The sequence below is a fragment of the Flectobacillus longus genome (assembly GCF_030056705.1).
Classification (GTDB): domain Bacteria; phylum Bacteroidota; class Bacteroidia; order Cytophagales; family Spirosomataceae; genus Flectobacillus; species Flectobacillus longus.
Map to the genome: position 1 here is coordinate 14,586 of NZ_JASHIC010000031.1, position 13,900 is coordinate 28,485.

Sequence of the window (13,900 nt, forward strand, 5' to 3'; positions counted from 1 at the left end):
GTTCGAAATGAGTTTTTCGAACGCCTTTTTGCATACTATATTTCAACATGACATCGCTTTAGACCAAAGCATTGCGTCTCTACTAGTAAAATATAGATTAAAAATAATCACTCATGCGCTCAATCCCTAATTCGTTAAATTAGGGATGACTCATGTTTTTGATTGTTTATTATTTTACGCTATTAAACAATAACATATTTCCTTCAAACAATTCTCGCTTAAAACTGTTACTGAGGTATGAAAACTTCATTAGCTGATTTCGATTTTTTGGAACCTATTACCTTTATTATCATTTGTTTGGCCATGTTTTTGGTAATAATGGTTCGTTATTTTATTCTATCAGGGTTATTTCATGCCTATTTTTATATTTGGGCTAAAGACCAATGGCAAGCTCGTAAAATCAACAAAAAGTCCTATCCAAGTCAACAATTTCGTAGAGAAATCATTTGGTCAACTCTTACTGCTATCTTATTTTCAATTATTGGCGCTTTAACGGCTGTTCTTTGGCAAAAAGGTTATACGCTTCTATACACAGATATTAATCAATACCCTATCATCTGGCTTCCATGCAGTATTATTATTTCAATGTTAATCCATGAAACTTATTATTACTGGGTACATAGATGGATGCACCACCCAAAAATTTATCATTTAGTTCACAAAGTACATCACGACAGTAAGATAACCTCGGCATGGACTGCATTTTCGTTTCATCCAATTGAAGGGCTTTTAGAGGCACTTATCATGCCTGCTATTATTTGTGTTATCCCTATGCACATTTATGTGGCAACATTTCACCTTACAATTATGACTATCACAGCAGCCATAAATCATCTAGATATTGAGATTTATCCCAAAACAAAATGGGGAAATTGGTTCGGGAAACTCATGATTGGGGCTACACATCATAGTCAACATCACAAATATTATCGATATAATTTTGGCTTATACTTTACCTTTTGGGATAAAATTGGTAAAACAGAAAGCCCCAAATTTAAAGAAGAGTTTGAGAAAAGGGCATAAAAAAAGGAGAAACTAGGTTTCTCCTTTTACTGTGTGGTAATAATGATAGTAATATAAAATCTTAGTAGTTGTAATGGGTACGAACCAAGCCTCTATAACCTCTTTCTTGTAACCACATAACTCTTTCTGAAGCAGATTCTTTAGTATGAAATTCTCCGAAAAGGATACGATAAACTTTACCCATTTCTTTTTGACCCACTTGCACAAAAATTTCTTCTGGTGATAAACCAAGTTTCACAAGTTCATCATACATATCATGAATCTTGTTTAAGCTTGTCAATGCTGTTACTTGAACGGCAAAACCTCTTGGAGATTTTACTGTACCGTTGATATCATAAGTTCTGTCTTCTGAAAAAGCCGTTGAATAACTGCTTGGAGCTGTTGCAGCTACCGAAGCCTGAGGCATCAATGACGTTGGTTGCACAGGCACTCTATCTTGAGTACTTGCTGCTATGTCATAATCTCTATAAATATTTACCTGAGAAGCAGGTCTAGCATTTAACACTTCAACTCTTACTTGGGCTTTACCACTCGCAATCATACCCAAACGAGAAGCAGCTTCTCTTGAAAGGTTTAATAATTTACCTTCTTCCTCACAACGACAGTAATCATTTACACGTACATCAATGGTACGATTGTTTTCGAGATTAGTTACTCTCAAAACCGTATTTAGAGGGTATTTTGAATGCGAAGCTGTAAGCTGAGCATCATCATAACGCTCTCCATAAGACGTTAAATTTCCAGTTAAATTTTTACCATAATACTTTGCAATCCCTTCTTCTACTACATTATTTCCATAAGAACTACCATACCCAGAGTTCTGAGCTTTTGTAACCATCAAACCACCTTGAACTAAAATAAGGAAAGCGGATGCGATTAATTTTTTCATAATTGTTATTCAGATTATGTGTTTATTTTTCAGATGTGTATTCAGAATACGTAGTGCTAATATTCGATAAACCTTTGAGGTTTGAGATAAATGTATAAAACGACTTTATAAAGTTTATACAATTTTTAACAAAAATCATGCCAACTTTAAAATACTTTAGCTGAATATAAGCTTTAGAAGGCTATATCCTCAAATTTGATAGACAAAAGCCATAAAAAACTTACAAATTGGATATTTTTCAAACCAATTCAAGGTTTTTCTAATATTTCAAATTCTATGTTTTGTCCAACTTTCAAACAAAACATTATACTTTATAAAGAGTGAAGTAAGGAGATATGAGATTTGAGTGGCTTACAAAAAGAATTGATTTTTTACAAAAATTAATACTGACCAAGGCTAGGTTTTCAAATTCTTTTATAAAAACTGTAAGTCCTTAATTTATTACAAGCTTATATCGTGCCAAACTTTTGAAAAACTCAAAATTTTATAAAAAAAACTTGTTTTACATTTCGATTTTAGATTTCGACAATTAGAAATATATTTGTGTAGAGGCAGTTTAGGCAATATTCAAACAAAACCTTCCTAAAACGCTACTATTAATAAAACATTTTTATAAACAAAAACATTCTGTGTATCTAAAGTAAATTTGAGTAATGAGCTTAGATTTTTATTCGATCAATTACATTCCATCTTTTTAAGCATTAATGCAAAATATAATTGCATTAATAAGCTGTAGGCATTAGGCAAAAATGTATTCATGATTTTATTTGAAACACTTTTGAACTTTCAGCTCCTACGAAACTGATGAAAAGATTGGTTTCTGAAAAATCCTAATAAACAGGCTTATCTCTCTTGTATAATTGAAAATTAAAAAATTACATTCACAACTCATAATTCAGCACTAATACTTAGATACCAAAATCATTTTCCCATTTTAGAACAAATCCCTATGGCTAAGACAAAACAATCTTCAAAAAAACCGCAAAACGGGCAAAGTCGAGTAATTATCGAACGTGTAACTCCTGAAATCGATGGAGGGCGTTTTGCTATTAAAGCTGTACAAGGTGATAGCATTCATGTAGAAGCTGATGTTTTTTTGGATGGTCATGATATTCTTGCAGCAAGATTGCTTCACAAACGCAGTAATGCCAAAGACTGGATGGAAACACCGATGTATTTTATTAACAACGACCGTTATGGGGCGTCGTTTGGGGTTGAAGACAATGGCTTGTACGAGTATACTATTGAGGCTTGGGTTGACCATGCTGCTAGCTGGGAGCACGAAATCAGCATGAAAATCAAAGATGGGCAACATGTCAATATCGAGCTGCTGGTAGGTGCTAATTTATTGGATTATATGGCAACAGTAGCTTCAGCATCGGACAAGCCGCTGATTGCACATGCGGCAAGCCTATTCCGTAATCCTGAAGAATACCAAAATGCTATTGAGTTTGCCACAGGGTCAACTATGCACGATTGGATTCAGATGTACCCCAACAAAAAATATGTTAGTACTTACAAGACACTCAAACTTTGGGTTGACCGTGAAAAGGCCGCTTTTTCTTCTTGGTACTCGATGTTTCCTCGCTCAGCTGCATCAAAAAAAGGGGTGCATGGTACTTTCAAAGATGTTGAAGAAAATGTAATTCCTCGTATCAAATCGCTTGGGTTTGATGTTTTGTATATCCCTCCTATTCATCCAATTGGACATCAGTTTAGGAAAGGGAAAAATAACTCAACCACATGCGAACCTGGCGAGCCTGGAGTTCCTTATGGTATTGGTTCTGAGTTGGGCGGTCATACAGCGATTCTCCCAGAATTAGGAACTTTAGATGATTTGAAACACCTGATTCAGACTTGTAAAGAAAATGGTATTGAATTAGCTACAGACTTGGCTATTCAATGCTCTCCAGACCACCCCTATACCAAAGAACATCCTGAATGGTTTAAGGTTCGTCCCGATGGAACTATTCAATATGCCGAAAACCCTCCCAAAAAATATCAAGATATTTACCCAATCAATTTTGAGTCAGAAAACTGGGAAGCACTTTGGGATGAATTAAAGCATGTAATTATGACTTGGGCAGAATGGGGAATTCGTCTTATTCGTGTAGACAATCCACATACCAAATCATTTAATTTCTGGGAATGGGTTATTGCAGAGGTACAAGCTGTATATCCTGACATGATTTTCTTGGCGGAGGCATTTACTAAGCCTAAAGTAATGGCGCAACTTGCCAAATTGGGTTATGCACAATCATACACCTATTATACATGGCGTAATAACAAAGCCGAATTGACAGAGTATATGATGGAGTTGACGCATACCGAACAGAAATACTACATGCGTCCTAATTTTTGGCCAAACACCCATGACATTTTGCCATGGTGTTTGCAAGGTGGATTAGAACCTATGTTTATCACTCGATATTTTATGGCGGCAACGCTTTCGGCTAATTACGGTATTTTTGGACCTGTATTTGAAAGCATGAACAATGAAGCTAATCCTGGAAAAGAAGAATATCGTAATTCGGAGAAATACGAAATCAAACATTGGGATTGGTCTTTTGAAAATAAGTTGACACAAATTATTCGTTTGACTAACCAAGCTCGTATCGAAAACTCGGCTTTGCAACGAACCAATAACATTACTTTCTGTCAAATTGAAAATGACCAAGTATTAGCATATCTAAAAACACATGCAAATGGCAACCGTATTTTATGCGTTGTAAACTTAGACCCTTACAATCGCCAAGGAGGTGTAGTGAGAGTACCGCTTTCGCAAATCCATAAGCATCAAGACCAAGAATATGTCGTTCATGATTTGTTGACAGGAGCCAAATATCACTGGAAAGGCGAATATAATTTTGTGGACCTTGACCCACATATTATGCCAATGCACTTGTTCAGAATTGAAGATATATAGTTGCTGTTTTTTATTTAGGTTAATGAGTAAAATTAAAATGATTTTACCTGCACTGGGCTCTAGGCTTTATGCTGTAAGCTAAATATTGAAAGGTATTTCTCGTGAAATAACGAAAGCTTTTTTGCCTAATGCCTACGGCTTAAAGCCTCAAGTGTAATCATACAATCTTATCTTGCAAGAATACTTAGGTGTTTTGTACCAAATCCCTCTCGGAAATTGCTTATTACTACCTAAGTATATTAAGAAATTATTAAGCCCAACTTCATACCTTAAGAAGTTGGGCTTATTTTTGGTTAAAATCATAAGCAAAAATACAGATACAATTACATAGAGCCATTTTTTGAAACAATTCGGTTTACAATCGATTTCATAAAAATACTTGTCAAAAAATGATTTATTAATAAAAAAAATAATTAAATTTCTATTCCTAGGCTTAATTCAGATAAATTTCAGCTGTAAAGTTATCTCCAAACCAATATGACCATTTGATTATGAACCGAACAATTACTCTCAATCCAACCCCATTTTTCATACCTAAACTATTCCGTATTTTTAGCAAAAAACGGCAATAGATAGCCCTCTAATATTTCACTTTTTCTTAAAATCTCCATATTTTATTATATGAGAGTGGATAAACTTTGCCCAATGTTAAGAATAAATCAAGTTGACTTAATGATTTATTTACAGCCTCTCGGTTTTGATGGGATAACTTGCGCCTCCAAATTAAGCATTGGTGAATGCTAGAGACAGGATACTCGTGATTTTCTATAATTCTAAAAAGTATACAACATCCTGATACTCATACTTATCAACCCAATTTTATCATGAACAAACTCTACTCTCAGAGTCTTACCAGCAAACTAGCCGCTGGTTTGCTATTAGGTGTTTGTGTGGGGCTTTCGCCCACACCGCTTCATGCTCACAACCGTGCAGCATTATCTAATTATAGCTTAGAAAAATTGATGACTAGTGAAATTCCCGTAAAAGGAAAAGTCATTGATGCCACAACTAACGAACCGCTTATTGGCTGTTCGGTTGCAGTGAAAGGTAGCAAGCGTGGTGTAAATACCGACGCAAAAGGAAATTTTGCATTGAATGTTGACGAAAAGGCAACTTTGGTCATCACTTTTGTAGGATACGAAAGACAAGAAATAGCGGTAAATGGCCGTACACAGATAGAAGTATCATTGAAATCTACTGCATCTGACTTAGAACAAGTTGTTGTTGTAGGTTATGGTAGTACAACGAAAAAAGATGTAACAGGTTCGGTAAAATCATTGAAAAGTGCCGAATTTAACCAAGGTATCATCAACACTCCTGAATCTTTATTACAAGGTAAAGTATCTGGGGTAAACGTAACTTCAGCGAGTGGTGAACCAGGTGGTACACAAAACATTACGGTTCGTGGACCAGGTGGTGTTCGTACAGGGAGTACGCCATTGTTTGTAGTAGATGGAATGGCGCTTGATAACTCGTCAACAGGTGGTGCAACCAACCCTTTGACATTTATGAACCCTCAAGACATCGAGTCGATTGACGTATTGAAAGATGCTTCAGCTACGGCTATCTATGGATCAAGAGGTGCCAATGGGGTTATTTTGATTACTACTAAAAAAGGAAAATCAGGATTCTCTTCGTTGACATATTCTGCTAGCTACGGTTTGTCTACTATGGCTCGTCCGTTGAATGTATTTACAGCGGATGAATATCGTAAGCAAGTAGTAGCTGTTGGTGGTGTATTAGAAGATTTTAAAGGCAATACCGACTGGCAAAAACAAATCAGCCGTACTGCTGTGACACAAAACCATAACTTATCTTTTGGTGGTGGTGCTGACAAATTGACTTATTATGGTTCATTTGGTATCCAAAATCAAGAAGGTATTATCAAAAACAGTCAATTGAATCGTTACTCTGGTCGTTTGAATGTTACGCAAAAACTATTAAAAGACCGTTTGACTGTTGATGTAAACTTAAATGCGTCACAGACCTACAACGAACGCCCTCCAATCGGATCTGTATTGGGTAGTGCTATTTCTACAAACCCAACGATTCCTGCTTATGACGCCAATGGCAATATCTATTTGTACCAATCAGGTACAAACCCATTGTTGGCTTTAAAGTTGGAGAAAGATGCAACAACCACTACCAGACTTTTGGGGAATATCTCTCCTTCATTGAAAATTACAGACCACTTAACGTACAAACTTAACTTCGGGATTGACTATTCGAGCGCACACCGTGATTTGCAATCCTTGGCTAACGCTGTACCACAACAAGATGGTCGTTTAGAATCGATTGACACTTGGAACACTAACCGATTGATTGAAAACTATTTGACTTATAACAGAAACATTGGCAAAGATCATACTTTCTCGATGTTGGTGGGTCACTCTTATCAAAGATTCTACTTCCAAGGTCGTGGCTATAGTATCAATAAATTCCCGATTACTGACCTTGAGCCAATTTATAACCCAGGCTTAGGACAAGAATTGACTTTGGCAAACAACAAGCCTTATGGTTATGCAACTATCAACGAATTACAATCATTCTTTGGTCGTGTAAATTACTCATACAAAGACAAGTATTTATTGACAGCAACAGTTCGTGCTGACGGTTCATCAAAATTTGGTGCTAACAATAAATACGGGGTATTCCCATCATTCTCGGCAGGTTGGAGAATTTCTGAAGAGGAATTCATGAAGGGTTCGGCTGTAAGCAACTTAAAGCTAAGAGCTGGTTGGGGTAGAACAGGTAACCAAGAAATTCCTTCAAAAATTACTCAAGCACGCTTTACTTCAGTGGTTTCTGGGACAACATCTTATCCTTTGGATGAGTCTTCTACCTACCCTGCTGGTACTTCATATACTCGTTTGGCTAACCCGAATATTCAGTGGGAACAGTCTACACAAACTGACTTAGGTTTAGATTTCGCATTTTTGAATGGCGCTTTGAGTGGTACAATCGATGCTTTCCACAAAGTTTCTGGCGATATTTTGTTAGAAGTAATTCCTTCTGACCCAGTACAACCAGCAGGTACATTCTGGACAAATGTGAAGGATATGACTATCACTAACAAAGGTTTGGAATTAGAATTGAACTACCGTCATTCTACGAAACAAGGTTTGACTTACGAATTTGGTGGAAACATTACTTTCATCAGCAACGTAGTAAACAAATCACCTTACTCAGTAATTCCTTCTGGTTCGGCGTCAGGTTCTGGTTTGACTTCTGCTACAATCAATGGTTACGTAAATGGTCAACCTATTGGTACATTCTTCTTGAAAGAATTTATTGGTTTGGATGACAAAGGTTTGAGTAAATACAGAGATGTTGACGGTGATGGTATCGTTACTGACAACGACCGTATTGCAGCAGGTACAGCCTTACCAAACAAACAATATAACTTCTTTGGTCGTGTAAATTACAAAGGATTTGATTTGGCTGTAAACTTCAACGGTGTATCAGGCAACAAAATCTACGATAACACTGCTAACTCTAACTTCTATAAACTACGTCTTTCTAAAGGAATCAACACTACTCCAGAGGTATTAGCATTCCCGAATGAGTCTGTAAACAACTCAGCTCCAGTATCGACAAGATTCTTGAAAGATGGCGCATTCTTACGTTTGAATAACCTAGCTCTAGGTTATACATTCGATACCAAAAAGCTAGGAATCAACGAGTGGGTTTCGGGCTTGAGATTATCTGTAACAGGTCAAAACTTATTCGTAATTACCCAATACAATGGTTATGACCCAGAAGTAAACACCGACCGTACAATCAACGGTATTACTTCTTATGGTATCGATTATTTAAGTTATCCAAAAGCAAGAACAGTTGTATTTGGACTTAACGTAACATTCTAATTTTCTAAAGAAACATGAAAAAACCGGTTATATTCCTTTCATTGTTAGCTTCTTTGATTGCTAGTCAAAGTTGTACTAACCTCGAAGAACAAGTACTAGACGAATCTTTTTCTCCGAGTATTTCTTATGCTGATATTGCTAATGGTACTTTAGCACCAGTATATGCTTTATTGCCAAGTGTATTTTTACATACTAACTATTTTGCTATTCAAGAAATCTCTACAGATGAGGCTATTTTGCCTTACCGTGGAGGTACAGACTGGGGTGACAATGGTATTTATTTAGCCTTGCACCAGCATACACAAACCAGTACAGATCCAAACTTGAAAAACACTTGGAACTTTATTCTCCAAGGTATTTCTCGTTCGGTTTCAGCTATCAATGAGTTTCAAGGCAAAACCGATGCAACTTCTCAGTTGTACTTGGCAGAATCACGTGGTATGCGTGCTTATTACTCAATGTTGACGTTGGATTTGTTTGGTGTTGTTTTTGTAAAAAATAGTGTTGGTGAAACTTCGAAAGTAATCCGTGGTGCAGAAGCAGTAGAATATATCAAATCAGAATTGTTGGCGGTTGAACCAAACCTTTCAACTACAGTAGGTCCTGGTCGTTTGAACAAAGCTGCTGCTTGGGGTTTATTGGCTCGCTTGTACTTAAATGCTGCTGTTTATCGTAATGTGACAGCACAGACTGTAACTTTCTCAAATGACGATTTGGACAAAGTAATTGAGTATACTGATAAAATCATTAACTCAAATCAGTACCAATTATCACCAGATTATTTCTCAATTTTCAATAGCGATAACCATAGCAACAAAGAAATTATCTTTGCTGTTGACCAACGTGCCGAGTTGAATGGTCATAACCGTTTGGCATACTTCTCGTTGTCGGGTGACCAATTCCCATTGCCAGCATTCCCTGCGGCTAATGGTACTGATGGACCAGCCATTACTTCTGATTTCTATCGTACTTGGGTAAATGCTTATGGCTCGCAAGACCCTAGCGTTGATCCACGTTTTTACAAGCAAAATCTTTCGATTTATTCAAACCCTGCTGACTCATGTGTAACGGCTGAGAGCTTTAATATCAACCGTGGTATTTTGCGTGGTCAACAATATGGTTTGATTCGTAAAAATGGGGTATTCTTGAAATGTCCAGATGGTAAAATGAAGGTAGGTAAACTTTACAATGACACACGTAACCGTCCAACTACTCCAGTGATCTTTACGGAAAAAGTAGACTTTACAGTAGCAGGTTCTGATTACTCAACTGGTTATCGTGTTGAGAAATACGAATTCTCGAAGAAATCTACTTCAGGTCGTAACTTAGGAGATGCTGATATTGTAATCTTACGTTTGGCAGATGTGTATTTGATGCGTGCTGAAGCAAAATTGCGTAAGAGTAACGATGCAGCTTCGGCTTTGGCAGATGTTAATACGGTTCGTGCTTCTAGAAAAGCGGCAACACCTCCTCCAGCTTTGACAAGTATGTCATTAGACTTATTGTATCGTGAAAGAGGTTTTGAGTTTTACTGGGAAATGCTTCGCCGTACAGATATGATTCGTTTTGGTAAATACGAAGATACTTGGACTGAAAAAACAAATACAGACCGCAACAAACGTATTTTCCCAATTCCACAAACAGCCATCGACGGTGCATCTAACCTTCCAGGCTACTTAGTGCAGAATCCATCATACTAAGAAGTGATGAGTTTTGAATGAGGAGTGATGAGTTTCATCACTCCTTTTTTTGCTTTATTATTTCTCCTTTCAACACTCTGCACTCAAAACTCCTCACTCCTCTCATTGGTTGTTATAATAAGTAAAATCCTTTGTAATTTTTCCATTTTGTAAGGTAAAAATCGTGCAGATGGGTAACTCAAAAGTATTGCTTGGCATGGAGCCTTTCGATATAAACTCTACAATGATATGGTTCGAATCTGAAGGATAAACACTAATAACACTGTCCCGAATATCTGGAAACATTCTGGCTAGTTCGGCATATTTAGCAATAGTTTGCTGCTGTGATTGCTTCACAGTACCATTACCAAAAGAGGGGTCCTTAAAATCTGCTGAGTCGACATACATCGCTGCCATTGACTTAAAATCATGGCGGTTAAAGTGTTCAAAATAGTTTTTGACAAAGGCTTCTGCTTTTTGTTTATTAGAATCTTCTTTTTGAGATTGACAGCCCAAAAGGGTCACCACCGATAGGATTACAAATAGATTTTTCATAGCAATAAAGGTTTATGTGGAGGGTATGTAAATGATGAGATGAAGCTATCATCTAAGAAGTTTGTAACTAAAATACCTGATTATCAATACTATTCCAAATCACAGTCGTTCTAGAAAACATTGAGGATATTGAAGAGCGAAAATGCCAAAGCTATCTTGCCTGTACGAATGCCAGCAATACGTGCAGCAAAAGAAAAGGTGGCAATCAGGTTTATTACAAGGTTTAAAACTAAAATAATAATTACTATTTTCATCTGAAGAACTGGTTAGAAACTTGAAAAGGGATTCGAAAGGAAAATTACTCCTTTTCGAATCCCTTTTCAAGTTTTTATTCTTTAATCAATTCTATTCCTAGAAGTTTTTTATCCTCCCCATCACCAGTTTTACTAAAGAAATGAGGATTTGCCAAGACTTCTTTTTTGTAAACATTTTCGTAATAGTTATTAGTCATTAAGTCAATTTGGTATTTCCGTTGACCTACTTGTGCATTTTTAAAAAGTCGACTGACAAAGTAATTTGAAAAGTCTTCAGGTTTGTATTTTGCTAGCGTTTGATATGGCACATGTTTTCCATCAATCCAAATACCACAACGTGGATGCGTCCAGATTTTTAGCATTTCAGCAGTTGGTCGTTCGAAGGGTAAATAGCTTGGTTTTTTCAAGGTTTCTCGTTCTTCCTGAGTTAATTCAGCATAGGTTTTCATTATTTCATGTCGGCTATTTGGTTTACTTGGATAAAAGGTTGTAACCAAATATTTCACTTTGTTGGAATCAATAGCTACAGGCATTGGTTTTTGAATCTTTTTCTCAGTTTTTTGCCCTAAAGACCAGTCTGAAAATCCAGCAATCAATACCAAAATTAAAGGCAAACAAGCCAAGCCACGCAAGATACGTGCGGTTACGGAGGTGTGATGTGTCATCATAAGAAAACGTTTTTTAGTAATAGAAAAGGTTGAACTGCTTGTTAAATAAAGAGCATTGCCTGTCGCATTTTGAAGTAATAGTTGCTGATAGGTCGGTACTTGTGTATGAGCGAGAACTTCTCTGTCAGCCAAAAACTCATGATTTAATTGAATGGCTTTTTTGTACAAATACAAGATAGGATTCCACCAAAAAACTATCAGAAATACCTCCACAAAAAGAATATCCCAAGTATGTTTTTGCTTTACATGAGTCAATTCATGCAAAAGAATATCTGATTCAATTCCTTTGGTTTGATAAATTGACTTGTTTAAAAAGATGTAGTTCCAAAAACTAAACGGGGCGATTTTCTCCTCAATCAATACCAAATGGGCATTCTGGTGTACTAGCTTCTCGTTAGTCACAGCTTTGCGAGTAATCAGATACAGTCCTCGCAAAAATCTGATCAACAACACTCCTAGTATTAGACCATAGATGTAGAACCAAATAGGCATTTCGACTGTGGGCTCATCACTTGATTGGAATTGCTCAATCGTAGGTATGTTCCCATCAATCGTATTTGCATTTTTTATAGGTAGAACTATTTCCATAACATGTTCTTGATACCATGGAATCTCGAATGAAATCAACGGAATTAACGTACTCAAGACTAGCCCTATGAGTAAAAAATAGCGCTTGAACACATGAAAGTTTTCGCCTTCGAGACATAGTTTATAAAATAGGTATATCAAACCCAGACAGGCTGAAAATTTGAGTAAGTAGAGTATCATTGCTGTTTCTGTTGAAGTTGATCATCAATGATTTTTTTCAATTCTTCTAATTCTTCTGTACTCATTTCACTTTGTTGAGTAAAAAAGGATGCAAACTGCCCAACCGAGTTGTTAAAGAAATTCTTAATGAGTCCTTTTACATGCTTCGTAAAATAATCGTCTTTGGATACAAGTGGGTAATACTCCCTCGAATTCCCGTATTCGCGATAAGCCACAAATCCTTTATCAATCATCCGTTTCAATAAAGTTGCTACGGTAGTCGTGGCTGGTTTGGGGTCGGGATATGCCTCTAGTAAATCTTTCATAAAGGCTTTTTCCTTCTGCCAAAGGTATTCCATCAGTTTTTCTTCAGTCTCTGAAAGCTTCATTTCTACATATTTAGAATTTACTCTACAAATGTAGAATAAAAAATTTAATACGCAATACTAGATTGATTTTTTTGGAAAAAATGATGGGATGTATTGAGGCTACAACTGTCTAGTTCGAGGCATTATTGACAATTCACATAGTCTGTGCTGGGCATTTTCTCCCATCCATTCGCAGGAATTTTATCTATAGAAGCAACACAAATAGATTTAAGTCCATAAATCTGCAATTTGCATTCTTGAAGCTTGGTATTTTGTCGCAAATCAATCGTTTCTAGTCTATTATACATAATCCATGAGGCATAAAGCTCCACTAGATTTGTCAGTTGAGATACATTGAACGAGCTTAAACTACTTCCAGTACAATTCAAGACTTTAAGCTGTGTGGAGTTATTCAAGAAATCTAAATTTGAAATATTGGTATAGGCACAATTAAGGTGTTGAAGATTGGCGAGGGGGCTTAATTGTATGGTTTGGATTTGTTTATAGTCGGTTACACCAGCAATCAACTCTTGAATACCTGAGCATTTTATATAAGTCAGTTTGTGGTTTTTACTCAAATCTAAAATGGATAAGGAATTGTAGGAACAATCAAGATATGTTAGGTTTTCAAACTCCTCTATTCCTGCAAGGTTTGAAATGGTGTTAGTAATGTTTGAAACATCTCCTTGAATCAGTAAGGTATCCACTTTCATGGCATCTATTTTTGATATTTCCCCATTTACTTGCTGGTCGGAATCAATTCCTTTAGTGACAAGCATTTTTTCAAAAATAGGGTCATTAATCGTGACTGCTTCAGCAATACCTTCTGTTTTTTTACATCCTAGTAAAACAAAGAAAAGTAATAAGTATAGTAGATTTTTCATAGGTATGATAGTTTTAGAACTGAATCGCTCTAGTCCAAGAC

General features: G+C 36.4%; 10 protein-coding genes. 4 read left to right on the forward strand and 6 right to left on the reverse strand.

Annotation, left to right across the window (positions count from 1 at the left end):
- Positions 1-237 precede the first annotated feature (237 nt).
- Positions 238-1,023, forward strand: a complete 786-nt coding sequence (locus QM491_RS20955) for a sterol desaturase family protein (protein ID WP_283329484.1) — start codon at positions 238-240, stop codon at positions 1,021-1,023.
- 61 nt (positions 1,024-1,084) lie between these two features.
- Here the strand turns inward: QM491_RS20955 and QM491_RS20960 are convergent, their stop codons facing one another.
- A complete protein-coding gene (locus QM491_RS20960) occupies positions 1,085-1,912 on the reverse strand; it encodes a septal ring lytic transglycosylase RlpA family protein (RefSeq protein WP_283329485.1) in 828 nt (275 codons plus the stop codon).
- 949 nt (positions 1,913-2,861) lie between these two features.
- Here QM491_RS20960 and QM491_RS20965 point away from each other — a divergent pair.
- The 3 genes from QM491_RS20965 to QM491_RS20975 all read left to right on the forward strand — a co-directional run bounded on the left by QM491_RS20965 (position 2,862) and on the right by QM491_RS20975 (position 10,404).
- The gene (locus QM491_RS20965; protein ID WP_283329486.1) at positions 2,862-4,838 is read left to right on the forward strand and encodes an alpha-1,4-glucan--maltose-1-phosphate maltosyltransferase; all 1,977 of its coding nucleotides are present in this window, start codon (positions 2,862-2,864) and stop codon (positions 4,836-4,838) included.
- 962 nt (positions 4,839-5,800) lie between these two features.
- Positions 5,801-8,704 (forward strand): SusC/RagA family TonB-linked outer membrane protein, encoded by a 2,904-nt coding sequence (locus QM491_RS20970; protein ID WP_283329543.1) that lies wholly within the window; start codon positions 5,801-5,803, stop codon positions 8,702-8,704.
- 14 nt (positions 8,705-8,718) lie between these two features.
- Positions 8,719-10,404 carry a RagB/SusD family nutrient uptake outer membrane protein gene (locus QM491_RS20975; RefSeq protein WP_283329487.1) on the forward strand — a complete coding sequence of 562 codons (1,686 nt, stop codon included), beginning with the start codon at positions 8,719-8,721 and terminating at the stop codon, positions 10,402-10,404.
- Between the two features lie 102 nt (positions 10,405-10,506).
- Here QM491_RS20975 and QM491_RS20980 read toward each other — a convergent pair whose 3' ends face one another.
- The 5 genes from QM491_RS20980 to QM491_RS21000 all read right to left on the reverse strand — a co-directional run bounded on the left by QM491_RS20980 (position 10,507) and on the right by QM491_RS21000 (position 13,859).
- Positions 10,507-10,938 carry a nuclear transport factor 2 family protein gene (locus tag QM491_RS20980; RefSeq protein ID WP_283329488.1) on the reverse strand — a complete coding sequence of 144 codons (432 nt, stop codon included), beginning with the start codon at positions 10,936-10,938 and terminating at the stop codon, positions 10,507-10,509.
- Between the two features lie 110 nt (positions 10,939-11,048).
- On the reverse strand, positions 11,049-11,192 hold the full coding sequence (locus QM491_RS20985) for a lipid II flippase family protein (protein WP_283329489.1): 144 nt from the start codon (positions 11,190-11,192) through the stop codon (positions 11,049-11,051).
- 74 nt (positions 11,193-11,266) lie between these two features.
- Positions 11,267-12,628, reverse strand: a complete 1,362-nt coding sequence (locus QM491_RS20990) for a M56 family metallopeptidase (protein WP_283329490.1) — start codon at positions 12,626-12,628, stop codon at positions 11,267-11,269.
- Positions 12,625-12,996 (reverse strand): BlaI/MecI/CopY family transcriptional regulator, encoded by a 372-nt coding sequence (locus tag QM491_RS20995; RefSeq protein ID WP_166549244.1) that lies wholly within the window; start codon positions 12,994-12,996, stop codon positions 12,625-12,627. The genes QM491_RS20990 and QM491_RS20995 overlap by 4 nt, the downstream gene beginning before the upstream one ends.
- Positions 12,997-13,118: 122 nt before the next feature.
- Entirely contained in the window at positions 13,119-13,859 is a 741-nt protein-coding gene (locus QM491_RS21000) for a leucine-rich repeat domain-containing protein (RefSeq protein WP_283329491.1), read from the reverse strand.
- Positions 13,860-13,900 lie beyond the last annotated feature (41 nt).

Excerpts from the sequence above, each read along its gene's own strand:
- QM491_RS20955 (WP_283329484.1), top strand. The coding sequence starts at position 238 with ATGAAAACTTCATTAGCTGATTTCGATTTTTTGGAACCTATTACCTTT.
- QM491_RS20960 (WP_283329485.1), bottom strand. The coding sequence starts at position 1,912 with ATGAAAAAATTAATCGCATCCGCTTTCCTTATTTTAGTTCAAGGTGGT.
- QM491_RS20965 (WP_283329486.1), top strand. The coding sequence starts at position 2,862 with ATGGCTAAGACAAAACAATCTTCAAAAAAACCGCAAAACGGGCAAAGT.
- QM491_RS20970 (WP_283329543.1), top strand. The coding sequence starts at position 5,801 with ATGACTAGTGAAATTCCCGTAAAAGGAAAAGTCATTGATGCCACAACT.
- QM491_RS20975 (WP_283329487.1), top strand. The coding sequence starts at position 8,719 with ATGAAAAAACCGGTTATATTCCTTTCATTGTTAGCTTCTTTGATTGCT.
- QM491_RS20980 (WP_283329488.1), bottom strand. The coding sequence starts at position 10,938 with ATGAAAAATCTATTTGTAATCCTATCGGTGGTGACCCTTTTGGGCTGT.
- QM491_RS20985 (WP_283329489.1), bottom strand. The coding sequence starts at position 11,192 with ATGAAAATAGTAATTATTATTTTAGTTTTAAACCTTGTAATAAACCTG.
- QM491_RS20990 (WP_283329490.1), bottom strand. The coding sequence starts at position 12,628 with ATGATACTCTACTTACTCAAATTTTCAGCCTGTCTGGGTTTGATATAC.
- QM491_RS20995 (WP_166549244.1), bottom strand. The coding sequence starts at position 12,996 with ATGAAGCTTTCAGAGACTGAAGAAAAACTGATGGAATACCTTTGGCAG.
- QM491_RS21000 (WP_283329491.1), bottom strand. The coding sequence starts at position 13,859 with ATGAAAAATCTACTATACTTATTACTTTTCTTTGTTTTACTAGGATGT.